Source organism: Sporomusa termitida (assembly GCF_007641255.1).
Taxonomy (GTDB): domain Bacteria; phylum Bacillota; class Negativicutes; order Sporomusales; family Sporomusaceae; genus Sporomusa; species Sporomusa termitida.
The window spans coordinates 770319-793139 of record NZ_CP036259.1 but is presented as its reverse complement, the minus strand read 5'-3'; the positions used below and the strand labels follow the sequence as shown (position 1 = coordinate 793139).

Annotated in this window: 22 protein-coding genes; 5 read left to right on the top strand and 17 right to left on the bottom strand. The window is 50.5% G+C overall.

Annotated features, from left to right (window positions below; genetic code table 11):
* Positions 1 to 100: 100 nt before the first annotated feature.
* The 4 genes from SPTER_RS03510 to SPTER_RS03495 all read right to left on the bottom strand — a co-directional run bounded on the left by SPTER_RS03510 (position 101) and on the right by SPTER_RS03495 (position 4653).
* Positions 101 to 2071, bottom strand: coding sequence for a methyl-accepting chemotaxis protein (locus tag SPTER_RS03510; protein WP_144349081.1), 1971 nt, complete (start codon positions 2069 to 2071; stop codon positions 101 to 103).
* 161 nt (positions 2072 to 2232) lie between these two features.
* Entirely contained in the window at positions 2233 to 2922 is a 690-nt protein-coding gene (locus tag SPTER_RS03505; RefSeq protein WP_425474354.1) for an ABC transporter permease, read from the bottom strand.
* 53 nt (positions 2923 to 2975) lie between these two features.
* Positions 2976 to 3728: an ABC transporter ATP-binding protein gene (locus SPTER_RS03500; protein ID WP_144349079.1), complete on the bottom strand. Its 753-nt coding sequence runs from the start codon at positions 3726 to 3728 to the stop codon at positions 2976 to 2978.
* A 4-nt stretch (positions 3729 to 3732) separates the two neighbouring features.
* Complete coding sequence (locus tag SPTER_RS03495; RefSeq protein WP_144352728.1) at positions 3733 to 4653, bottom strand: ABC transporter substrate-binding protein; 921 nt, start codon at positions 4651 to 4653, stop codon at positions 3733 to 3735.
* Positions 4654 to 4911: 258 nt separating this feature from the next.
* On the opposite strand from SPTER_RS03495, the gene SPTER_RS03490 reads away from it, so the two are divergent.
* Together SPTER_RS03490 and SPTER_RS03485 are read left to right on the top strand one after the other, a co-directional pair.
* The gene (locus SPTER_RS03490; RefSeq protein WP_144349078.1) at positions 4912 to 5970 is read left to right on the top strand and encodes an EFR1 family ferrodoxin; all 1059 of its coding nucleotides are present in this window, start codon (positions 4912 to 4914) and stop codon (positions 5968 to 5970) included.
* Between the two features lie 72 nt (positions 5971 to 6042).
* The gene (locus SPTER_RS03485) at positions 6043 to 6669 is read left to right on the top strand and encodes a lactate utilization protein (protein WP_144349077.1); all 627 of its coding nucleotides are present in this window, start codon (positions 6043 to 6045) and stop codon (positions 6667 to 6669) included.
* 142 nt (positions 6670 to 6811) lie between these two features.
* On the opposite strand, the gene SPTER_RS03480 is transcribed toward SPTER_RS03485, so the two are convergent.
* From SPTER_RS03480 to caiT, 9 genes are all read right to left on the bottom strand, one after another.
* Entirely contained in the window at positions 6812 to 7546 is a 735-nt protein-coding gene (locus SPTER_RS03480) for an HAD family hydrolase (protein ID WP_144349076.1), read from the bottom strand.
* 407 nt (positions 7547 to 7953) lie between these two features.
* On the bottom strand, positions 7954 to 9168 hold the full coding sequence (locus SPTER_RS03475) for a CaiB/BaiF CoA transferase family protein (protein ID WP_144349075.1): 1215 nt from the start codon (positions 9166 to 9168) through the stop codon (positions 7954 to 7956).
* Positions 9169 to 9284: 116 nt separating this feature from the next.
* Positions 9285 to 9737 (bottom strand): HutP family protein, encoded by a 453-nt coding sequence (locus SPTER_RS03470; protein ID WP_144349074.1) that lies wholly within the window; start codon positions 9735 to 9737, stop codon positions 9285 to 9287.
* A gap of 122 nt (positions 9738 to 9859) precedes the next feature.
* Complete coding sequence (locus tag SPTER_RS03465; protein ID WP_144352727.1) at positions 9860 to 10912, bottom strand: glycerophosphodiester phosphodiesterase; 1053 nt, start codon at positions 10910 to 10912, stop codon at positions 9860 to 9862.
* Between the two features lie 71 nt (positions 10913 to 10983).
* The gene (locus tag SPTER_RS03460; protein WP_144349073.1) at positions 10984 to 11580 is read right to left on the bottom strand and encodes a DedA family protein; all 597 of its coding nucleotides are present in this window, start codon (positions 11578 to 11580) and stop codon (positions 10984 to 10986) included.
* A 146-nt stretch (positions 11581 to 11726) separates the two neighbouring features.
* Positions 11727 to 12374: a glycine betaine-specific corrinoid protein MtgC gene (mtgC, locus tag SPTER_RS03455; RefSeq protein WP_144349072.1), complete on the bottom strand. Its 648-nt coding sequence runs from the start codon at positions 12372 to 12374 to the stop codon at positions 11727 to 11729.
* A 62-nt stretch (positions 12375 to 12436) separates the two neighbouring features.
* Positions 12437 to 13858, bottom strand: a complete 1422-nt coding sequence (gene mtgB, locus SPTER_RS03450; RefSeq protein ID WP_144349071.1) for a glycine betaine--corrinoid protein methyltransferase — start codon at positions 13856 to 13858, stop codon at positions 12437 to 12439.
* A gap of 52 nt (positions 13859 to 13910) precedes the next feature.
* Entirely contained in the window at positions 13911 to 14831 is a 921-nt protein-coding gene (gene mtgA, locus SPTER_RS03445) for a [methyl-Co(III) glycine betaine-specific corrinoid protein]--tetrahydrofolate methyltransferase MtgA (RefSeq protein ID WP_144349070.1), read from the bottom strand.
* Between the two features lie 29 nt (positions 14832 to 14860).
* Positions 14861 to 16450 (bottom strand): L-carnitine/gamma-butyrobetaine antiporter, encoded by a 1590-nt coding sequence (caiT, locus tag SPTER_RS03440; protein ID WP_144349069.1) that lies wholly within the window; start codon positions 16448 to 16450, stop codon positions 14861 to 14863.
* A 342-nt stretch (positions 16451 to 16792) separates the two neighbouring features.
* On the opposite strand from caiT, the gene SPTER_RS03435 reads away from it, so the two are divergent.
* From SPTER_RS03435 to SPTER_RS03425, 3 genes are all read left to right on the top strand, one after another.
* Positions 16793 to 18247: a sigma-54 interaction domain-containing protein gene (locus SPTER_RS03435; RefSeq protein ID WP_144349068.1), complete on the top strand. Its 1455-nt coding sequence runs from the start codon at positions 16793 to 16795 to the stop codon at positions 18245 to 18247.
* A gap of 141 nt (positions 18248 to 18388) precedes the next feature.
* Complete coding sequence (locus tag SPTER_RS03430) at positions 18389 to 19732, top strand: MFS transporter (RefSeq protein WP_144349067.1); 1344 nt, start codon at positions 18389 to 18391, stop codon at positions 19730 to 19732.
* Between the two features lie 59 nt (positions 19733 to 19791).
* The gene (locus SPTER_RS03425) at positions 19792 to 20457 is read left to right on the top strand and encodes a DUF1638 domain-containing protein (protein WP_144349066.1); all 666 of its coding nucleotides are present in this window, start codon (positions 19792 to 19794) and stop codon (positions 20455 to 20457) included.
* Between the two features lie 74 nt (positions 20458 to 20531).
* Here the strand turns inward: SPTER_RS03425 and SPTER_RS03420 are convergent, their stop codons facing one another.
* The 4 genes from SPTER_RS03420 to SPTER_RS25195 form a co-directional block, all read right to left on the bottom strand.
* Positions 20532 to 21167 carry a nitroreductase family protein gene (locus SPTER_RS03420; protein ID WP_144349065.1) on the bottom strand — a complete coding sequence of 212 codons (636 nt, stop codon included), beginning with the start codon at positions 21165 to 21167 and terminating at the stop codon, positions 20532 to 20534.
* A 13-nt stretch (positions 21168 to 21180) separates the two neighbouring features.
* Entirely contained in the window at positions 21181 to 21729 is a 549-nt protein-coding gene (locus SPTER_RS03415) for a gamma carbonic anhydrase family protein (RefSeq protein ID WP_144349064.1), read from the bottom strand.
* 27 nt (positions 21730 to 21756) lie between these two features.
* Complete coding sequence (locus SPTER_RS03410) at positions 21757 to 22509, bottom strand: transposase (protein ID WP_170233131.1); 753 nt, start codon at positions 22507 to 22509, stop codon at positions 21757 to 21759.
* A 194-nt stretch (positions 22510 to 22703) separates the two neighbouring features.
* Positions 22704 to 22805, bottom strand: a complete 102-nt coding sequence (locus SPTER_RS25195) for a class II SORL domain-containing protein (protein ID WP_246105463.1) — start codon at positions 22803 to 22805, stop codon at positions 22704 to 22706.
* Positions 22806 to 22821: the final 16 nt, after the last annotated feature.

Sequence of the window (22821 nt, the reverse complement as noted above, 5' to 3'; positions counted from 1 at the left end):
AGCTACAGGGGGTATTGGGATTGTGGAAAATGACCGGGCGGCAGCAAACAAATGAAGCCTGAAATAGCGTAGGTGCTATTCCAGGCTTTAACATTCTGGTCTAGATTTTAAACTGCCCGACAGCCTGCTGGAGTTCTTCCGCCAACTGGGATAAGGCCTGACTTGAGGCGGCGATTTCCTGCATGGATGCCGATTGTTCCTCGGTGGCGGCTGATATATTCTGCGACTGGCCGGCAATCTCCCTGCTGACGGCATCAACGGCTTTGATGGCAGCAAGCACCTGAGTGCTGGCATTGACGGACTCATTCAGCCCGGCTGCTATGCCGCTGCTGATTTGGGCCACCTCTTTAACATGGCGTTCAATCTCTTTAAAGGTTATGCCGGCTTGATCAACAACACTCGTTCCTTTTTGCACCTCTTCCGTACCGGCCGACATAGCCGCAACTGCCTGCCCGGTTTTACCCTGAATCTCAGCAATCAGCTCTGCAATCTGCTTGGCAGCCGCCTGCGATTGTTCAGCAAGCTTACGCACCTCTTCCGCAACCACAGCAAACCCCCGGCCCTGTTCTCCGGCCCGGGCTGCTTCGATAGCGGCATTTAAGGCCAGCAGATTGGTCTGGCCCGCCAGGCCGGCAATTGTTTCGACAATTACGCCGATCTCCTTGGACCTGGCCCCTAATTCGGCAACAACCATTGCCGAATCATTGACGGTATTTTGAATTTGGTTCATCTGGCGAATGGCATTCTCAACGGCCTTGCTGCCATCATTAGTGGCCAGTACGGCCTGGCCGGTTATATCAGATGCAAGTTTAGTGGCATTGGCCCCTTCCCGCGAACCACTGGCAATATCCTCAATTAAAACCAGCACGTTAGCCACGCCGGCAGTTTGCTGTTCAACACCGGCGCCGGTTCTGGCAATGGCGGCAGCAACCTGGTTGGCGGCTTGCGCCGACTGTTCGGCACTGGCATTTAGTTGTTCAGAAGAGGCACTTACCTGTTCCGTCGCCTCCGCAACCTGGAGCATCAGGCTCCGCAAATTTTTGGTCATCTGCTCAAAACTCCGGGCCAGTCGTCCGATTTCATCATTAGAATCCAGCTTCAGCTGCGAAAGTGTAAGGTCGCCGGCGGCGATGCGGGTAGCTTCCTGCACCAGGCTTTCAATCGGGCGCAATGTTTTGAGCAAATACCACCAGCCGATAAAACCTACGAGGATAAGGCCAATGCCTAACGCAGTTAACATCCACTGCAGACTGCTGAAAAATCCGGCCTGGAATTCACTTGACGGCAGAGACACGATGGCCAACCAGTCTGTACCTTGGACAGGGATAAACAACGCTACCGACTCGCGCTCAGACAAGTCAGTATACTTAATCAGCCGGCCGGGGCTGCTGCTTAGCCGGGCCATCAGGTCCCCGGATATTTTTTTCTGCTCTTTAAGCAATTCTTTTTTAGAATGGGCGATCAGTGTGCCGTCATGGTTGACAATGGCAGCTACCCCGGTTGAGCCAACCTTAACCTGAGCCAGATAGTCCTGCAAGGTTTCCAGATTAACCGCCTGCAGTACCATCCCCGCCAATTGACCGTTGTCCCCGGTTACCGGCTGGGTGACAACAACCGAGGGGACACCGGTAACCCTGTTGATAATGATATCGCTAATATGCGATTTTTTATCCCCCACCGTATCTTTGTAAAATTTCCGGTCTGAGAGATTATCCCCGATAACTTTGGCATCATAAGGGGCAAGGGCTGTCCTTTGGCCGGCGGCATCCAAAAAATTCAGCCGGTCAATTCCCCAGGCTACACCGAAATAGGTGTTAATTTTAGCTTGGATACGCGCTGGATCACCGGACTGTAAATCACTGTCCTGTTGATAAACCTTGCCGCTTTTTTCAAAGGAATTAAAAAGATCAGTCACCTGTCCGGCCAGCTGTACTGCCTGGTTATTCATAGAAACTTGCGTACTGTTTAACGTCTGCTGGTATAAAACATACATACCCGAACCGGCAATAATCATACCAACAACCAGCAGGGAAACCAGGAGCAGCGCAACTGTTTTCGTTCTTATCGACATATTTCTCCCCCTTACTAATCTATAAACAAAATAAAAGACCGAAGCCTCTGCACAGAGGTTGTTCAGTCATATTACCGACCTTATATTAACTGACGTTAACCGATATTATTAACCAACATTATACAATAATATTTATTTTTGTCAATAATATTGTATTATTATTACTTATATTGCCAACTGCATTTTTTTCTTTCTAAATAATCGATTGTGCCAAATAAAACAAGGCCGATACTGCTTAACACCACAATACCTGAATACATTTCTAAATAATTGACCCGCAGCCACGCATCCATGATAAAGAAACCCATGCCATATTGGGTGCCAAATGTCTCGGTAAAAAACAATACGGAGACCGCTGTTGCCATCGCCACCCGCAGTGATGTCAGGAATTTCGGCATAGACGCCGGAATCAGAATCTCCCTGAAAACATCCATAAAACCGGCCCCCAGTGAATATAAGGGGTAATAAGTTTCTTTGGGAATGCCTTTAACTCCATCCCGGACAGCAATAATGACCTGGAAAACAATAATCAGAAAGATCATCAGTATTTTGGCAAGCTCCCCTAAACCGAATAACAGCATCACGACCGGTAAAAGTGCAATTTTGGGAATCGGATAGGTAAGATAGACGATTGGCGACAGTAACCGGTCCCAGCCGGGGAAGTAGCCCATACAAAGCCCTAAGGGGATACCGACAAGCACTGCCAGAAAAACTCCCGCCAAAATGCGCCATAAGCTGTATAAACCGTGAATAGCAATGTGAGACATAAAAATGGCGGCTAAGTTCCCTACTACCTTCCCCGGCGACGGAATAATCGGCAACTGTACCGCCAGGGAAACAACCTGCCACATCGCTAAGAAAATGAATATACCATAAAAATACCAAACCCCCGGGCCTTTATCTTTCACTTTGACCAATCCTCTTTTATCATCTTTCTCAGCGCAACACACAGTTGGAAAAAATCCTTATTGTCCCGCACACCATCGACCCCGAATAAGGGATTATCAACAATTTGGCTGATCTTGCCGGGAGCAGCCGCCATAATAACAATCTTGCGGCCTAAGTACACCGCCTCCTCCATATGATGAGTAACCAGGATAGTGGACACCGAGTGTTTTCGCCAGACATGTAGGAATACATTCTGAATCTCTTCTCTGGTCATAGCATCCAGGGCGGAAAACGGTTCATCCATGAGCAGCAGGTCAGGCTTTAACAGAAAAGCCCGCGCCAAAGCCACCCGCTGCTGCTGCCCCCCGCTTAACTCCCCGGGATACCTGGCTTCCAGGCCTCCCAGCCCCAGCAGTTGGACCAGCGAATTGAGATCTGTTTCATATTCATCCTGTTTTTTATGCTTGATTTTAAACCCCAGACAAATATTTTCATAAACATTTTTCCAGGGCAGCAGGCCGTAATTTTGGGGAATAAACCCAATGATCTGCTGCTTAGGCCTGACCGGCTGCTCATTAATTGCAACAGTGCCGGTAAAGTCGGTAATAATTCCGGCCAGTATTTTCAACAAAGTTGATTTGCCGCAGCCGGAAGGGCCTATGATCGCGCAGGTTTCTCCGGCCGCAAGCTCCAGATTAATATCCCGGAGCGCATCATAGCGGGTGCTGCCGGTTTCGTAACTCATTGTCAGATCTTGAATTCGAATCATCGCATTATCTGACAAACCGGGTATCAACTAAGTCTGAATACTGGTATTTTTGCTGGATAAGCTGCCTGGCCTGCATCCAGGCGATGACATCATCAATGTCTTTTTGCGCCGGGGCAGCTGCTTTTTTGTACTGAGGCAGGGTGAGTACCCCTTTTACAGCCTGGGGAAAGCCGCCTTTCGTGATCAGTAAGTCAATATAGTTTTCCATCGGCTCCCGCGCTAAATAGTCAACGGCCTTACTATAAGCCCGGTACATGGCCTGAATTTCTTGCTCTTTTTGCTGCACTGCCTTGGTCGTAAATAGCAGCACCCCCGGATTTAGCCCTAGCTGCTCTGATGCTTTTATTACCTTGGCACCACTGTTAACAGCCACTGTCGCCAACGGTTCCGGCAAGGTCGCCGCGGTAATCTTACCGTTTTGCAGCATCTCCAGCCGGGCCGGGATTTGCGGGATAACAACCTTGTTAATATCCGCTGCGGTCAGTCCGCCCTCGGTTATTACCCGGTCTGTCACATAGTCAATAATTGTATTCTTGGAAATAGCCACATCCTTGCCTTTTAAGTCCTGTAGGGAAGCTGCGGCCATATCTTTATTTACAACCAGCTTATAGCTGCCGGTTGTCAGCGAGGTAATCACAGTATCAAAACCCCCGGCCTTGGCAAAAGCCTCGGCCAGCATATCCGAAACAGCCCCGTCCAGATTGCCGCTTTGCAGGGCACTGTCCCGTTCCATGGCACTTTTAAAATGCTTCAGCGTTACTGTTAAACCCTCTTCTTTAAAATATCCTTTTTCCTCGGCGATAATAAAAGGAATAGAATCGACATCAGGCATAAGTCCCAGCGTAATTGTTTGTAATTGGGCCGCTGGCGGTGCTGCATCTTCCTTTTTGCCGCCGCCGCACCCTGCCAGAAATACCAGCAGCATTGAGATAACCAGGATTCCAATAGTCCTTTTCACATTGACTCCTCTTTTCTTTCAGTTAGTAAATAATCCTTTTTCCCTCCATTTTTAAGTTTTTCCCTGCTGCAAGTATCACTTGCAGCCTGTATCTTTACTCTAATAAAAGTAAATTCGACAATTACGATGCGCTTCCTCCAAAGGTGAATACTGGTCCGGCGTTCTTAATTAATAATTTAACAATATAAAATGGGTTTATTATATAATAGGAATGAGGTGAATTGCATGTACACTAAAATAACAGGTTTCTTTATGACCGGGACAGGAAATTCATACCAGGTTGCTAAATGGTTTTCAGAGTCTGTCAAACAAGTCCCCGCCGAATTATTTCAGGTTAACGAAAATAAACAAATCGACGTCAACATCGGGGCTCAGGACTTATTGGTTTTCAGCTATCCAACTCATGGCTTTACCGCCCCCTGGTTAATGATAAAATATATATTTCGCCTGCCCCAGAGCAACGGTATTCATGCTGTACTCCTGCCAACACGGGCAGGCACCAGAATGTTCGGCCTAACCCTGCCTGGTATGGAGGGGACTGCAGGCTATCTGATCGCCCTGCTCCTGTGGTTCAAAGGCTATAAAATAAGGGGCGTGGCCGCGGTTGATATGCCTTCCAACTGGACGGCCGTGCATTGGGGGCTGAATGAGAAGAATGTAAACATCATTTTTGCTAAAGCCGCGGCCAAGGTAACGAAACTGGCCCAGGCAATCACCGCCGGCCAGACCGTTTATCGCGGCCTCCTGCCGCTCTGCACCGGCCTTTTATTAGCCCGGATATCGCTTATGTATTTAATTATTGGCCAGTTGGTTTTGGCTAAACTGTTCTTTGCGTCCAACACCTGCACCGGCTGTGGCTTATGTCAGCGCCTCTGCCCCAAAGCCTCCATTGTCATGGTCGGCGGCAAACCGCACTGGACCTACACCTGTGACAGCTGCATGGCCTGTATGAATTTTTGCCCGCAGCAATCCATTCAGGTTAGCCCCCTGACCGTCTTTCTCTTTGCCTATATTGTTTCCCTGCCGGTAACGCACTGGCTGACCGGCCAGATTGGTTATGAGGTGATGTCGATTGCCCCCGGCATTATGATTTTTCTCATACAATATATCTATACCCTTGGCAGTGTGGCCTTTGTCTGCTGGCTGCTGCATCATCTGTTGCGCCTTAAGCCTGTTGCCGCCTTGCTGGCAGCCTTGTCCCATACCAAATATTTCAGACGGTATACAGCGCCCGGGGTTTCGCTGCAGGCTATTCACAGGCCGCCAAACCGGCAACCTGCTTAAAATTACATACATATCGTATCATGATACCGTTTATTATAGCAATAAAGTATACGTTCTACTTTGGGAGGAATAATGATGCATACTGAGAAACTGGCCTTACAGACGGTGGCAGCCTTGCAAAAAAACAGATTTACTGCCGCCTATTTCCCCACCGCTGCTGCAGCTATCGACCAACTGTTGTCCGTAATCCCGCCGGCGGCGACCGTAGGGATCGGCGGTTCCTGGACCCTGATCCAGCTTGAATTAGTGGAAAAGCTGGAAGCCCGGGGCAATACTGTTTTATGTCATCACAAACCAGGTCTAAGTCCGGAACAGATACTAGACATCCGGCGCCGGCAATTAACCTGTGATGTATTTTTAACAAGCACCAATGCCGTCACGCAGGACGGCCGGCTGGTAAACACTGACGCCACCGGCAACAGGGTCGCAGCCATGATCTTTGGCCCCAAAAAAGTTATTGTTCTGGCCGGCATCAATAAAATTGCCGCTAGCCTTGAAGAAGCCCGGGAGCGTATCCGGGCCACAGCAGCCCCGGCAAACAATAAGCGGTTAAACCGGCCCAATCCTTGTGTGGAAACCGGTTACTGTGTCGATTGCCAGGGACCGACACGGTTATGTAATGTGGATACAGTCATTCATAAATGTCCGCCGGCCTCTGCTATTCATGTCTGGCTGGCAGGCGAAGAACTGGGTTATTAGCGAGCACACGGCAATTGCGCTTCATCCATTCTGAGGAAATCAAAAACAGCAGCCCCAAGGCACTTCACTCAGTACCTTGCGGGCTGCTGTTTTTTTCTACTCCATCAGAATTCAAGGCTATGATCTAAGGGATAAGAAAAATCTATACCCTACAGGGACCAGCTGGCTCCTGCCGGCGCCCGGAAGGACCTGGCACAAGCCGGGTTTTTCTAATAAAATCTTCCGCGGCCGGCAGGGTATCAACATGCCACCAGGGTGAGCAGCTTGCCAGTTGTTCGCCCGAATAGGTTCCGGTAGCCACACTGATGGTGTAGGCCCCGATGGCCTTACCACATTCGATATCATGCGGCGTATCGCCAATCACGTATATTGCCTGCCTGTCAGGAGTACCCCAGTTGGCCTGGACGCTGGCAAGCGCGCTGCGGGCTATGTCAACTCGCAGTTCATACTGCCCGGCGAAAGCGCTGACAGAAAAATCAAAAAAATCGGCCAGTCCGAAATGCTTGAGTTTTATCCGGGCCCCGCAGGAACTGTTGCCTGTCAACAGCAGCAGCTTACAGTCCTCCTGGCCGGCAAGCCCCGACAAGATCTCCCGGACACCGGGTAAAACCCAGCCCGGTCTGGCAGCAAGCTGCGCCGGCAGGAATGATTCATAACGGCGGCATAACAGTTCAATTTCTGCCGGTTCTGCCTCCCGCCTGAACACTGACCGGATAATCTGCCTGGCAATAAAATTATCGGTCATGCCGGCTGCCTTGATATTGGCAAAATCCACTGACCTGTTCCACAGCTCTTCGGTTGCCTGGCTAAAGGCAACTAAGCCGGCTTTGGACGTTCTGATCAGTGTCCCGTCAATATCCCAAAAAAATATATTCACAGCTTTATCCCCCTGCACGCCGTCTGGGCAGCACCGCAACCTACAACATAATAGGAGGAAGGCTTAACCTTCCTCCTTACCTGGAGAGCGCCCATCCCTATAGCATTTACTGTACACACTGCTTACCAAGCTTACACAAATTACTAATTGAAACAAGCTAATTGATTTTACACCTTCACTTTACTTACACTGGATGGCTCAAACGCGATTTAAACTAATTTTTGATAAACGAAAAACACTATCCTGCCAGATTAATAACCAATTTGCAACAAACGGAAAACGGGATGTTTCCTACCTACTGCACTGGGCTTGAATCTAAAGCGCTATAAGGATGGTGCTCACTTAGATAATAACATACTCTAATTATTTTGGCAAGCGCTATTAATCAATTATTTGTGTGTTTTATCTTAATCAGCCCGCATAAGCGGGGACTGGCCGCCACTTAGTTTATTGCTGAAAAACGAGTCAACTTGTTCCTGGTCCCAGCCCAAAATTTCTTTTAATATCTCCCCGGTATGCTGCCCTAACAGCGGGGCATGGGTTTCAACAGCGCCGGGCGTTGCCGACAGCTTTACAGGCACCCCGGGCATTTTCAGGCTGCCGGCTACCGGATGCTCCACCTCCACAATCATATCCCGGGCCTTAACATGAGGGTCATTGACAACCTTATCAATGGTGTTAATCGGCGCGCACGGCAGGCCGGCCGCCTCCAGAATGGCCAGCCATTCCTTAATTGTCCCGGCCTTAAAAATTCCATTTAGGATATCGCCCAGCTCTTTGGCATGAGCGGTACGATGGCCATTATTATCAAAACGCGGATCTTTTATCAGGTCCGGGCGGTCCAGGATGGTGCACAAGCGTTCCCACAGGCGGTCATTGCCGGCCCCGACAATAATATAACCATCACTGGCCGTGTAAGACGCAAAAGGTGTAATCGAGGGATGGCGATTGCCTAACGGTCCGGGAACTGCTCCCGAAGTCACATAGCGGGCTATTGCGTTTTCCAGGATTGCCAGCTGACAATCCAGCATGCCGACATCAACTTTTTGCCCGGCCCCGGTCCGCTCCCGGTGGTACAGGGCCAGCATAACCCCATAGGCGGTAAACATGCCGGCAATAACATCCCCGATAGAAGCGCCAATCCGGGTCGGTTCCCCGTTTTCTGCCCCGGTAATACTCATAATGCCCCCCATAGCCTGGACAATAATATCGTAGGCGGGTTTATCCCGGTATGGCCCGGTATGGCCAAAGCCGGAGCAGGCAGCATAGATCAGCTTAGGGTTAATCTGTTGTAAAACATCATAACCAAGCCCGAATTTCTCCATGGTCCCCGGCCGGTAGTTCTCAACAACCACATCGGCCTGTTTTACCATTTCTTTAAACAGGTCGCACTCGGCCTGACGTTTGAAGTTCAGGGTCATTGAACGCTTGTTCCGGTTGAGACTCATAAAATAAGCGCTTTCGTTACCGATAAAAGGGCCAAAAGCCCGGGAGTCGTCGCCACCATCAGGTGGTTCAATCTTAATGATATCTGCGCCGAAATCAGCCAGCATCATTGTGCAGTACGGTCCTGCCAAAACCCGGCTTAAATCTAATACTCTTATGCCTGCAAGTGCTTTCACAATAAATCACTCCTTGTCCTTTATCAATAATTTGCGTGGTATAGAGGGTTTAAAAAACACAAAAAGGACAGCTTGGAATAAATTCCACTCTGTCCCTCATTCACTCGCTATTAGTTTTACATACCTAAATGCATAATCCCCAGACCTGCCCGCTCATGGTTAGTCAGCGGATGAATCGCCGATTCCCCGAATAAGGCAACAGCAACCCACTGGCTATCCCGCACAATGGCTATTTTGACAGCAATACTGGCACTGCTCGCTACATTGACCATGATGCCCCGTTTGGCTTCATCGGTCGCATGCAGCAGCGCATGGTAATTGGCTGAGGTCTTAGTGATGATGCCGGTATTCAGCGCGGCTCCCAGCACCGCCTTCGTCACCTTGCCCTGGAATTCAGACACAGCCGAATTCCCGCCTACTTCCGTCACCACGACTTTATAGCCCTGTTCGGCAAGCATCGCTTTGACCGTATCCTCGTCGGCCATAGTCCGGGTTAAGGCCAGCAGCATCGCCGCGGTCCCGACACTTTTGCTACTTTCCACCATAAACGGTGGCTTATGCTTATTCATGCTCATTCCCTCTATATTACTCTGCCTTAATTCTACATTATTCGATTAATTTCGTCAAGATAGAATAATCAGAACCTGGTCTGGTGGGAGGTTGCCCTAATCCTACCGTTGCCCAAGAGGGATTATAAGCCTATCCTGGCAGCCCCGGCCGCAATTCCGGTACCGGTATGGTAGGGATTGCCGGCATTGACCGTTGGCGCGGCTACAGCAATTCCCCTGTTGATCAGCAGCTCCCGCAGCAGCCACGGTTTATCAGTGATGATCCCGTCTACGCCCATAGCCAGCAGCATGCTCATCTTAATAGGCTGATTTACAGTCCAGGGTACAACCTTCATGCCCAGCTCATGGGCTTCACTGACCAGTTCATTAGACAACTCTTCCCAGTACGGTGATACGACATCAGCGCCGACAGCCTTGGCGGCTTTTACATAGTCGCCTTTGAAAGTATCAATATCCAGACCGGCCATCCAGGGCGAGGCCCTGGGCTCACCCGGTTGACGGCACCTACTGCCACGGCCCCAGGCAGGCTGTTCACAGGTAAGTGCTGCCAGGGCAATGCCAGGGTCCAGCTTTTTCATCGCTTTCAAATTCCGCCAGTCAAAAGACTGGAGCATAACCCGGTCTTCCAGCCGGTATTTTTTTATAATTTTGTAGACTGTTTTTACAAATACAGCCGGAGCAGGACTATTCTTAGCCGCCGGCAAAGCCGGCTCAGGGTAGGTTTTCGTCTCCAGGTTAAACATTACCTGGTCATTACCATACGCCTTGACCAATTCAAAAACCTCTTCCAGGGTAGGCATCTTCATCCCCGGACAGGCTAGCTGGGTTTTGCCGTGGCTTTCATAATAATCGCCGGCGGCCGGGTTCATAGTGCCAAGGTCAAACTGTTTGATCTCAGCTAACGTCATTGTCCGGATATCATATTTCCCGGGTTCCGCATACCGGCCGTCCGGGCCTTTAGCCAGATAATTGTTCATATAGGGATCATGGCTGATAACAATTCTACCGTCTTTGGTCATTTGCATATCCATTTCCAGGGTAGTTACTCCCAGCGTCATGGCATAAGCAAAGGCAATCAGTGTATTTTCCGGCCTGGCATCCCGCCCGCCCCGATGGGCCTCGGCATCGAAGCTCTGCGTACCGGCTTTAGCCGCAACCAAATTCACAGTCAGCATATTCACCCCCGCCGTAGCAGTGCCGCAGCAATACTACCTGCCATTATATTATCTTTATAGTAATATACTATTTATAACCTGCGCAGCATATAACCGCCGGCAAAGATAATAATGATCAGGCCGGCAGCCGCCAGACCGGCATTTGTTGCCAAACCGGAAAGCTGCTGCCAGTTATGGCCCAGGCCCAGGCTTAAAGAAATAATAGCACTGCACCAGACGGCTGAGCTAATCAGGCTGCCGGTCAGGTACAGCCTGGCATTCATCCGGACAAAACCGGCGGTCAGGGGGATTCCCCCCCGGATAACAGGCAGCAGCCTGCCGATCATCAAGGCGGCAATACCGTAGCGGTTAAGCCAGCAGGTAAGCTTAGCCAGCTTGGCCTCGGCCGGCAGGAAAAAATATAAATATTGGGCTACAACCCGGGTGCGGGCAAAATAACCGACACCGTAACTAAACACAGCCCCCAGCAAATCACCGGCCGTGGTGGCGGCAATCGCCGGCATCAGGTCCACCTGGCCGGTATATACTAAATAGCCGGTAAACCCCAGTGTCAGCTCGCCCGGCAAGGGCACGCCGACACCGGCCAGCAGCATGGCTCCCAGCAGCACAGCATAGCTGTGATCACCTATGCTGTTAAAAACCGCTGGCACCGTCAGTTCTATAGGCATGGAATCTTATATGCCTCCCCTATCCTGGCAAGGGTTATTACGCAATACAATTAGTATTTCCGGTTAAGCCGGATATAACTATGGCGCTGGGAAAAAACCGGCCGGCCTATGTGCAGTCGCAAAAGGCAGGCCGGTTTGTATTCAGTTTAGCCGGCAATCAGCTTATTGCACAGCATTACGGCTTCGTCAGCAGTCTCAGCCCAGGCATCGGCGCCGATCTCATCGGCAAAGGCCTGGCTGGTGGGACCGCCGCCAATCATAACCTTATATTTATCCCGCACATTTTGGCCTTTAAGATATTCGATAATATGCTTTTGCGCAGCCATTGTGGTGGTTAATAAGGCCCCGGCGGCAATAACGCCGGCTCCGACCTCTTCCGCCTTGGCCAGGAAATTCTCGGCCGGCTGGTCGATACCGATATCATACACCTTGTAGCCGGCAGCCGTCAGCAAAGCGCCGACGATATTTTTGCCGATATCATGAATATCACCGGCTACCTGACCAATAATCACCTTGCCCTTAGCCTCGCCGCCGGTGGCGCCGGACTCGGCAATAAGCGGCTCCAGCATATCAAGACCGGTTTTAAGAGCATCGGCCGCCATCATGACATCTGGCAAAAATGCTTCGCCCGCTTTCCACTTGGCCCCCAGCTCCTCAATTCCCTTGATAAGGCCTTTTTCAATCGCGGCGACCGGATCAATCTTTTCGTCAATCACCCGCTGGGCATATTCGGCCACCAGTTCTTCATCACCATCAAGAACAGCCTGCTTAAGATTTGCAAAAATATCAGCCATATCCATATACCTCCGTTATCTTTTTATTTTCCGTACAATACCTTGCGAAAACCAGGCTGGCCTTATAATTCAGCCGTTCTTGTCTTAATAAAGGACTGCAAAGCCAGGTCGGTGCTGCTGGCCAGTGCCGGCGCCTGATATTCGGCCAGCATCGCCTTCCATTTCCGCTCGGCCCGCTGATTCGTGTCCAGCCGCTCTTTTCCCCAGCCGTCATAAGACAGGCGGTCACTGAGTGTTGCCCGCCGCAGCTCCCTGGCATGATTTTGCCGGGTATGCTTCTGGGTCAGGAAATGCCCGCCCGGTCCGACCTTGGCAATGACCTCAAAGGCAAATTTATCCTCAGCAAATTCAATACCGCGCAAATATCGCAGGATCATTCCGGCAATCTCATCATCGACGATAAACTTTTCATAAGACATGGCCATAAAATATTGCAAAATGCCGGCGGTGTGCAGGACAAAGTTAATCCCGGTCACACTGGCTGCCATTAGGGTCATCATCGATTCATAGCCGGCCTGGGCATCAACAATCTTGGCATCGCTCAAACCGCCGCCGCCCCGGCTCGGGACCCGGTAAAACCTTGCCAGCTGCGCACTGGCCGAGGTAAACAAGGCCCCTTCCGGATTACCGATGGACAGTGAGCCTGTCTGCATATCCGTAATCGCTGAGGTTGAGCCGTACACCACCGGTGTACCCGGATTAATACTCTGGGCCAGGGTGATGCCGGCCAGCACCTCGGCATTCTGCAGGGCTAACGCACCGGCCATTGTGGCCGGCCCTGTGGACCCGGCCATAACCAGGGAAGCAATAACCATGGCCTGGCCGGCCTCGGCGTACGCCATCAGGGCGCCCAGCATCCGATCGTCATATTTCAGGGGGGTAACCGAGTTGATAAGGCAAATCAAAGCCGGTTTGGCTTTAATAACCTCCCGGCCGCCAAAAAGAATTGCGGTCATTTCAATATTATCCTGCGCTTTATCATAACCGGAGGCACTGCCCATAAAGCATTTATCCGAATGGATGATGGAGCTGTAGGCCATCTTTAAATGCCTGATCGAATCAGGCACATCGTTCGGTTCGGCAGCATTGCCGCCGGTCATGTGCTGGTTCGGGCTCAGTTGCGCCAGTTTAACAAAATTATCAAAGTCTGCCATGGTCGAGTTGCGCCGGCTGCCGTCTGCTGCATGGATAAACGGGGCGCCGTAACCAGGCATAAAGATGATATTTTCCCCGCCGACTGTCAGGTTGTTTTGGGGGGTGCGCGCATGGAGTAAAAACTCGGCCGGCGCTTTAGCCACCTGCGCCTCCACAAATTGCCGGCAAAAATACACCCGCTGTCCTTCTACTCGTTGGCCGTGCGACTTCAGCACTTCAAGCGCCGGCTGATAGGAGAACTCTACGCCGATCTCACTCAAAATCTTCATAGTTTGCTCATGAACCTGATCAACCTGCGCGGGTGTTAATACATTAAATTTCGGAATCATAACCAACACCTCTTTTTCATGTTATATCTCACCGGGGAACCGGGCTGCACAGTTAAAACAGCTTTAGTAACGGATGCTCCGCCGTCCCCAGCTTGGTACCGGTAAGCTTGGTGGTATAGCCCAGCATGGCATCAGTTGTTGCAATGCCCCGGTATACCCAGGGGGCATTCAGGATCGGGCCGTACAGGAGGAAATCGGCGCCCTGAGTGACAGGGTAGGTAAAGACCGCTGTTCCTGCCGCCTCAAAATACGGGGACCCTTTAGACCGCATCTTTTTCCACAGATATAAGGCGTTAGACGGGGCGCAGCCGCCCGGGTAGCCTAATTGCTCTTTAACATCGTAAATAGCCCTGGTTGTCCAGCTGTTGCTGGCCACATCCAGCACCCCCGGGTCTACCAGCAGCTGTTCAATACCGGCTCGTTTGGCTGCCGCGATCAGGCCCTCGGTCTTGTCATCGCCCTGCAACAACTTCAGCCGGCTGGTTGGTTTCAGGTGTTTCTTGCTGAACGCCAGCACGACTGCGGTCTTGATGCCAAATTCCTTGATAATGTGCAGTTCCTCTTCCGTATAGTTTTCTTCAATCGAATTATAGATCAGCCGGTTAGTAATAGCCGGGTCTTTCCCCAGCAATTGCAAGGCCCCGGTCCGGATCTCGGGACTGACACTGTCCAGCAGAAACGGGGAAGAGGTGTGGCGGAGAATAAACTCGGCATGACGGGCCAGCGCTGCCGGGGTATCGCCTAAAACATCCACAATCCGGGGATTACCCGTCTCGGCGCTCAGCTCGGCCTCCTGCGCCAGCAGCGCTTTGGCCTCGGTCTCATTAAAACTACCTTTGGTTGCGTCCTCGACAATCTTGTGGCCCCGGTAAAACATACTGCCAATCAGCACTGTCGGGAACTCGCCCGGCTGGCCGCCGATCTTTACACCATTAATGTCATACACATGTTGTTCTGCAGTAAATCTGAACATCGTCTCACACTCCTACACAGGTTTATGTTTTACGCTTTGATATTTTCATTTTCCGGCTTAACCGGCCGGCCAGTCTCCTTACTGTCCCCTGCAGCCGGCAGGCCTTCAGGCTTGGCGACCTCCCATTCACGGCCCGCTTTTTTAATGAAGCCGATCAGGATAATCGCCATGATAAACATGGTCGGGAATGATCCGGCAACCGAGGCAGCCTGCAATGGTTTCATGCCGCCCAGGAATATGAGCGTGAGTGACAGGCCTCCTAAAACCAGCGCCCAGAATACCCGGTTCCATTTGGCAGGTTCTTCACCGGCTTTTAATTTTTCAGTAGTTACCATAGCAAGTGTATATGCTATACTATTAATAACCGTTGCCGTGGAAATAAACAGCAGCACCAAAATAATCGGCAGGATGACCGAGGCCAAGGGCAAAGTCGCAAATATCTCCACAATCGCCCGTGGCACTCCCTCGGTTTTTATAATTTCAGCAAGGTTTAACACGCCCCGGGCCTGCAGATCCATGGTATAGTTGCCAAAAACCATAAAATAGGTGTAGACACAGGTAATACCGGAGAAGGTGGCCCCTAAGGTAAACTCCCGCACCGTTCGGCCCCGTGAGATCCGTGCCAGATAGATGCCGGTGCTCAAAGCAAAGGCGATAAACCAGGCAAAGTAAAATATTGTCCACCCCTGAGGGAAACCTGATTTCTGCACAGGATCGGTATACAGGCTCATTCTAAAGTAGTTATTGAACATAACACCCAGGCTGTCAAAAAAATTGTTAAACATAAACGCCGTTGGCCCTACAATCAGAACATAAGCCAGCAGGGCAAAGCCCAGCCAGTTTCTGAAATCACTTAATTGCCTGATGCCTTTATCCAGTCCCCCGTACACGCTGATGCCGATAATAACTGTCCAAATAATCAGGATGGCGGCATCCAGGCCCAGCGTATGCGGGATACCGGTAATCTTGGTAATAACCTCGCTCAACAGCGGTGTTCCCAGGCCAATCGAAGTACTGATCCCGGCAATAATCCCTACCATATAAAAGATGTCAATAGCTTTACCCACATAACCGCTGGCATGGCTGCCGAGCATCGCTTCACAGGCCGTACTGGGGCGGAACACCTCTTTGCCCTGCACGAAAAACAGGTAGCCGAATACAACGCCCACCCCGACATAGAGGGCATAGCTGCTGGGTCCCCAGTGAAACAGGGGGTATGCCGTCGCCAGGGCTGTAGCCTCCGGGGACAGCGGTTCTAAGCCAAAAGGAGGCGCCGTGAGATAAAAGTAAAATTCAATCGGACTCCAATACAGAATAGCAGCCGAGGTACCGGCCGAGAAAAGCATCCCCAGCCAGCTCAGGGTGCTAAACTCCGGTTTTTCGCCGCCAAATCTCTTATTGGCAAATTTACCAAATATAAAGTAGAGCACTACCCCCAGATTGGCCAGAACAAAGATTTCATAAGCCCAGCCCATTTGGCCGGTTAAAAAGGTGAATACGGTGTTTACGGCATTGGTTCCGGCCTCAGGATTCGTAATAATTGCCCCGCAGATCACGGCAACTAATAATAATGGCGGCCAAAACAACATTTGATCAATCTTTTTTTCTTCTGTACTCATTGCACGCCCCTCCTGACTACAATTTAAATGATTCCGCCTGTACGGTCTGCCTTATTTCCCCTCCTCCAGGTGTGGTTTCGCCAGTAACTAACGCAATTGTTATGCCATAATTGACAACAAGGCCGGAACAAACCCCGAATAGTTTGATTTTTATGAAAAATCCCCTTATTGCCGGCAAAGGCTGTTATCTTTTTAAAAACAGCACTTTGTCTATCCGGTGAAGAATTATTTTTCACCTATACGGAATAAACAGTATGTCTACCAGGGATTTACGCAAATGAAAAGAATCTTGTCACTGAAAAAATTCTTTTCTCTACACGCTACGTGAAGGGGTGATCTTCATTGCTTGAACATAAACAAAAAAGCCGGGAGGAATTAAGCCGGGAAAACAGGCTGCTGCACGAAATTATCGACGCGATATCGGAAGGTGTCTATGCGGCCAATAAAGATGGAACTATCCTGATTTACAACCAGGCCTTTGAGAAAATCGAGGCTACCAAAAGGTCGAATATGCTGGGCAGGAAGGATGTTGACGTCTATTCGCTGCCATCGGGGACCCTGCAGCGCATGGCCGTGATGCAAAGTAAAAAACCGCTTCTGGAGCAGTACATGACCTATCATTTATATACCGGAAAAAGGGTTGATATTGTTTACAATTCCTATCCATTTTTCGAGGATGGCGAACTCACGGCAGTGTACTCCATTAACCGGGATATCCCCTCTATCAACGAGCTTTTAACAAAGGTTGTCAACTGTTTCGATCAGAACAAATCAAAAAACCGGCCCAACGGCACCAGCTTCACCCTTGATGACATTGTCGGCATCAGCCCCTTAATCAAGCAGGCGGTTAAGCAAGCCCGCCGGATAGCCACAACCGCCTCGACAGTAATGATTTATGGGGAAACCGGCACCGGCAAAGAACTCTTTGCCCAGGGAATCCATAATGCCAGCTCCTATAGCTCACGCCCCTTCATCGCCGTCAACTGTGCCGCAATCCCGGAAACCCTGATGGAGAGTCTGCTGATGGGTACGGTAAAAGGGGCCTTCTCCGGCGCTATTGATGCCCCGGGACTATGCGAGCAGGCCGAAAATGGCACCTTGTTCCTGGATGAAATCAACTCACTGAGTATTCCGTTGCAGGCCAAGCTGCTGCGCTTACTGCAGGATAAAAAGGTGCGGCGGCTCGGCGACAAAACCGAGCGTAAAATCAACTGCCGCATCCTCAGCGCAACCAACCAGAATTTATATGAAGCTGCCGGCAGCGGCTCTTTCCGGGATGATCTCCTCTACCGTTTAACACCTGTTGTTTTACATATCCCGCCCCTCAGACAGCGCCCGGAGGATATTCCCGTACTCGCCCAGGAGTTTATAGCCCGCTTTAACGAGCAGCTACATTTGGCGATTCATCAGATCTCACCCGACTTGCTGGAGCTTTTATCCCTATATAAATGGCCGGGCAATGTGCGGGAGCTGGAGCATGTCATTGAGAGCGCCATGAGTATTGTTGAAAGCACGGCAACCGAGGTGGTCCTGGAAGATTTGCCCGCCTTTTTAATAAAACGCATGCTTAATAATTTAGCGGAAAAAAAGCCCGCTACCCTGCCGGCAGCTGAAACAACCGGCAAACCGCTGGTGGAATACCTCCGGCAGTGTGAGGCCGAGTTAATACACAACACCCTGCGACTGACTAACGGCAACGTAAGCGACAGTGCCAGGCAACTGGGCATTTCCCGCCAGGACCTGCATTACCGCCTGCGTAAGCTGGGCATTAAATCCTCGGCCTACAAAACAAAATGAATAAGTCTTTTCAGATAAAAAACAGCCCATTGCGCAGGGCTAACCGGTATTTATTTTTCAGCATCGCTCCTCTATCACAGCAATTGGCATAATATTTGCTTTATTTTTTTAATAACATGATCTACCCAAGGAGGCTGAAAAATGACAAAAACTACTCACTTGCCCGGCGTCGAAGATTCACCCTTGACGCCTTTCTTAAAAAAGCTGGCTGTTTATACCAGCGGCGGTCCCTTTTTAGACGGCTATATCCTGACAATCATCGGTATGGCCCTGCTCCAGCTGCAGCCGGAACTTCAGCTGGACTCCTTCTGGACAGGGATGATCGGCGCCGCCGCCCTGATCGGTTTATTGGTGGGGGGCGCAGTCTTTGGCTATGTGACCGACCTGACCGGCCGCCAGTTTATGTACAAAATTGATCTTATTGGGATTATAATTTTTTCAATTTTGCAAATGTTTATTACTACAGCCGGAGAACTAGTCTTCCTAAGATTTCTCATTGGGCTGGCGGTTGGTGCAGATTATCCGATTGCCACCGCTTTGCTGGCCGAGTTCTCACCCCGCCGGTATCGCGGCGCCATGATGGGACTGCTGGCCAGCGCCTGGTATGCGGGTGCCGTTGCCGCCGGTATCGCCGGCTACCTGCTGTTACAGACAGGCCCTGATGCCTGGCGGTGGATGCTGGGGAGCGCTGCCATCCCTGCCCTTATACTAGTGAGCGGGCGCTGGGGCACCCCCGAGTCGCCCCGCTGGCTTGCCAGCAAGGGACAAACCGGTGAGGCGCTTGCAGTGATTAAACAGGTATACGGACCTCATGCCAGCCTGCAGGACCTGGATGAGGGGGCAACGGAGAAAACCCGGCTCCGCAAACTGCTGGAACCGGATTATCTCAAAAAAACCCTGTTTGTGGGCTTATTCTGGACCTTCCAGGTAGCGCCGTGTTTTGCCATTTATACCTTTGCCCCGCAAATTTTAGCGGCCTTCCGTCTGGGCAGCGGCAATGACTGGATCATCGGCTATGCCGTCATCAACATATTTTTTCTCACCGGGACGCTAGCGTCAATCTATCTTGTTAACTGCTTTGGCCGGCGTCCCCTCATCATCTGGAGCTTTAGCTTTATGACCCTGGCCATGTTCGTCTTAGGGATAGCGCCCGGAGCCCCGGCCTGGCTGATCTTCTGCGGCTTTGCTGTCTATGCCTTTTTCTCCGGCCCGCCCAGTGCCCTTGACTGGATCTATCCCAACGAGCTGTTTCCCACCAGCATCCGCGCCTCGGCCGTCGGCGTAGTGACTGCCATCAGCCGGATCGGCGCCGCCATTGGCACTTTTGCCCTGCCCTATTCTTTACAAACCCTGGGCATAAGCACTACCATGCTGCTCAGCACCCTGCTGACTTTTCTGGGGTTAGTGGTCTGTGTGGCCTGGGCGCCGGAAACAAGGGGCTTAACCCTAAAAGAAGCGAGCGCCCTGGTCTTGGACAAACAGTAGTGTCTTGGTTATGTTAGATTTTAGTTTTAGGGCGAGACAAATGGAAGGGGGTGGCTCTAATGCCCACAATTTTACTGGCCTGCCAGACGATGCAGGCTGAGGTTGAGCTGGCCAGGCAACAGGCAGGTACCAGCTATCCTGTATTTTACTTTGCTTCCGGCTTGCATAACACCCCGGACGAGCTGCGCCGGCAACTCCAGGAACAGATTAACGGGCTGAGCAGCACGGACGACGTAATTCTCCTGGCCTTTGGCTGCTGCGGCAATGGCCTGACCGGCCTCAGAGCCGCCCAGGCCACCCTTGTCATTCCCCGCATTGATGACTGCATCACCTTGCTGCTGGGATCAACCAAAGCCCGCAAAAGCATCCCCAATGAAATCAGCACCTATTTCCTGACCAAAGGCTGGCTTGATCCTGGCGGGAATATTATGTGGTCCTATACAGCCTGGGTTGAGCATTATGGGGAGCAAAAGGCCCTGCGGCTGGTAAAAAAGCTGCTGCACCATTACACCCGGTTTCTCATTATCGATACCGGTTCCTATGATATCGGCGAGATGGTAAATAGCGTCCAAAAATTCGCCGCCAGGCTGAATATGCAGTACGGGGTTGTTCCCGGTTCCCTGCGGTTATTACAAAAACTGCTGACAGGCCCATGGGATGAAGAGTTCATTGTGCTTAACCCCGGCCAGGAAACCCGGTTGCAGGATTTCTATCCGGCATTATAAAAAAACAGGCAGGATGCTCATTAATCAGCATCCTGCCTGTTAAATATGATTATGGCGGTGTTTAACCCCGGCCGCTACCGTAAAATAGTCATCACATCTTCTACCGGCTTGCGCGGCGTTGCTGTGATCTTGTCATTGGCCGGCACCCCCAGCGGGGTCATTGCGGCCAGATGGTACCCGTCTTTGGCAAAGCCGACATACCTGGTTATTTCCTCAGCCGCATAGGTTGGCCCGGTCATCCAGCAAGTACCATAACCACTGCTGGCAGCAGCCAGCAGCAGGTTCTCCATGGCGGCGGCAATGTTCTGGATACCCGGATTGGCCCGGGCGTATTGTTCAGTCTCACTTGCAGGCATCATACCGTCAGCCAGCAGCATATCAGCAATGGTTTCATAAGGACCGGCATAAACCAGAATCAACACCGGTGCTCCCTTGAAAACGGTATGATAGCCGACAGTGCCCCGAAAAGCCTTAATTTTGGCCTCATCTTTTAAATAGGTGCTCAGCTCGGCATTTTTGGCTTCAACCAGCCGGGCAATCTCGGCAATTTTACTTTTATCGGTTACAACAACAAAATGCCAGTTTTGCTGATTTTTGCCGGAAGGAGCCTGGACAGCGGCTTTAATCAGCTCTTTAATCGTCTCCTCAGGTATTTGTTCACCGGTAAACTGCCGGACACTGTGGCGTTGATAAATAAAGTCAAACTTCATGGCTCTTGCCTCCCTATACTATTTTTTCCCCCTGATAGCGCTCACCGCCGGCCGCCGGCATCACCTTGTAGCGCTCAGACCACAACGTTTTGTATTTTATTGCCTGTGCATGAATACTGTCCCACTCTCCCGGCACTGATTTAATAATTTTTGCCGGTACCCCGACTACCAGAGAGTGCGGGGGAATTACCTGGTTCTCTCTAACCACGGCGCCGGCTGCGATAATGCTGCCCTTGCCGACGACGGCACCATTAAGCACGACTGCCCCCATGCCGATTAAACAATGCTCTTCAATTGTGCAGCCATGAATAATGGCATTGTGACCAACCGTAACATAATCGCCAATCAGGGCCGGATGCTCATCAGCAACATGCACAACACTACTGTCCTGTACATTGGAATATTTGCCGATTTCAATCCGGTTTACATCACCTCTGACGACAACATTAAACCACAGGCTGCTGAATGCCTGCATTGTCACTGCTCCAATCACCTTGGCACCATCGGCAATAAAAATTTTTTCATCAAGAGTTGGTGTGATTCCTTCAAATTCTTTAATCATTGCTGCATCTCCTTCTGTCATGGGCTGTCATGGGGACGGTTCTTTTGACATAACCAGCTTCCTCAGTTTTTCCCTGTTAATTCCCACTATTTCAGCTGCTTGCCGCAGCGAAATGCCTGTTGCCTGTACAAGTTCCCGGATGACATGCCTCAGAGCAGACAAACACTCCCTTTTATTTATATCCTCAGGGTTTATTCTATGTTTAACCAATAATTCCTGTAATATAACAGCAGGTTCTTTATCAGACCTTTCCGGTACATCCAAGAAGGTTTTGGGTTCCACGGCCCGATGAAACCGGGCAAAGCATTCTTGGGCAATCGCTTTATTAATATGGAACAGCTCAAGAATTTCTTCCACCTCACACAGGCTGCGGTCAACCGGACCACCCATATACAGGCCATAACTGCTCCAGGGATAACTTAAACCACGTTTGTCGCCAGCTTTCTGCGGATTATGATGGACATACCTGAGCAAGGAAAGCAGATAGGCTTCATCTTCTACCGGCTCACTGCGAAAGCGGTCCTGAAAAACATGACCGACCCTTTTTAATTTTTGATTATAATAGTTGGCATAAGCTACGCCAATGCGTTTCATGAGCGTGTGAACGGGATCACCACTTTCCAGATCTTCTCGCAACACTAAATGGGCATGGTTATCCATAATACAAAATGCATACAGCTTTTCTTTAGAGTCTTGCTTTTTTTGCCAAAGGATTTTGACAAACTTATCCTTATCCTCATTTGCACCAAAAATTGCCTTTTGTTCATTTCCACGCAGCATTATGTGATAAATTCCCGATTGACTTTTTCGCCTGGCATGTCTCGGCATTAATTATCACCCACAATTTATCTTTACATATAATATTGGGTGTGTCAAGAGAACCGTCCCCGTGACATTTCGACTGGAAAAAAGGATGCCTTGAAGGCATCCTTTTTTCGAATCTGCTTTCTGTAGCGGGAAAAAACTCAGCCCGTTTAGTTTTTGATGCTTGATTTCCATAAGCCATGGAGCTTGCAATAGGCTGCCGGCATATAGTCGCCGGCCGGACATTGGTAGATCCCTAAATTCTTCCCCATTGCCATTCAGCCCCTT

Coding starts and splice junctions, on each gene's coding strand:
- SPTER_RS03425 (WP_144349066.1), top strand. CDS start 19,792: ATGCCCACAATTTTACTGGCCTGCCAGACGATGCAGGCTGAGGTTGAG.
- SPTER_RS25195 (WP_246105463.1), bottom strand. CDS start 22,805: ATGGGGAAGAATTTAGGGATCTACCAATGTCCGGCCGGCGACTATATG.
- caiT (WP_144349069.1), bottom strand. CDS start 16,450: ATGAGTACAGAAGAAAAAAAGATTGATCAAATGTTGTTTTGGCCGCCA.
- SPTER_RS03430 (WP_144349067.1), top strand. CDS start 18,389: ATGACAAAAACTACTCACTTGCCCGGCGTCGAAGATTCACCCTTGACG.
- mtgB (WP_144349071.1), bottom strand. CDS start 13,858: ATGATTCCGAAATTTAATGTATTAACACCCGCGCAGGTTGATCAGGTT.
- mtgA (WP_144349070.1), bottom strand. CDS start 14,831: ATGTTCAGATTTACTGCAGAACAACATGTGTATGACATTAATGGTGTA.
- SPTER_RS03470 (WP_144349074.1), bottom strand. CDS start 9,737: ATGAATAAGCATAAGCCACCGTTTATGGTGGAAAGTAGCAAAAGTGTC.
- SPTER_RS03460 (WP_144349073.1), bottom strand. CDS start 11,580: ATGCCTATAGAACTGACGGTGCCAGCGGTTTTTAACAGCATAGGTGAT.
- SPTER_RS03510 (WP_144349081.1), bottom strand. CDS start 2,071: ATGTCGATAAGAACGAAAACAGTTGCGCTGCTCCTGGTTTCCCTGCTG.
- SPTER_RS03415 (WP_144349064.1), bottom strand. CDS start 21,729: ATGATTAAAGAATTTGAAGGAATCACACCAACTCTTGATGAAAAAATT.
- SPTER_RS03420 (WP_144349065.1), bottom strand. CDS start 21,167: ATGAAGTTTGACTTTATTTATCAACGCCACAGTGTCCGGCAGTTTACC.
- SPTER_RS03500 (WP_144349079.1), bottom strand. CDS start 3,728: ATGATTCGAATTCAAGATCTGACAATGAGTTACGAAACCGGCAGCACC.
- SPTER_RS03410 (WP_170233131.1), bottom strand. CDS start 22,509: ATGCTGCGTGGAAATGAACAAAAGGCAATTTTTGGTGCAAATGAGGAT.
- SPTER_RS03495 (WP_144352728.1), bottom strand. CDS start 4,653: ATGCTGCTGGTATTTCTGGCAGGGTGCGGCGGCGGCAAAAAGGAAGAT.
- SPTER_RS03505 (WP_425474354.1), bottom strand. CDS start 2,922: ATGTGGCAGGTTGTTTCCCTGGCGGTACAGTTGCCGATTATTCCGTCG.
- SPTER_RS03485 (WP_144349077.1), top strand. CDS start 6,043: ATGATGCATACTGAGAAACTGGCCTTACAGACGGTGGCAGCCTTGCAA.
- mtgC (WP_144349072.1), bottom strand. CDS start 12,374: ATGGCTGATATTTTTGCAAATCTTAAGCAGGCTGTTCTTGATGGTGAT.
- SPTER_RS03465 (WP_144352727.1), bottom strand. CDS start 10,912: ATGCTGACTGTGAATTTGGTTGCGGCTAAAGCCGGTACGCAGAGCTTC.
- SPTER_RS03490 (WP_144349078.1), top strand. CDS start 4,912: ATGTACACTAAAATAACAGGTTTCTTTATGACCGGGACAGGAAATTCA.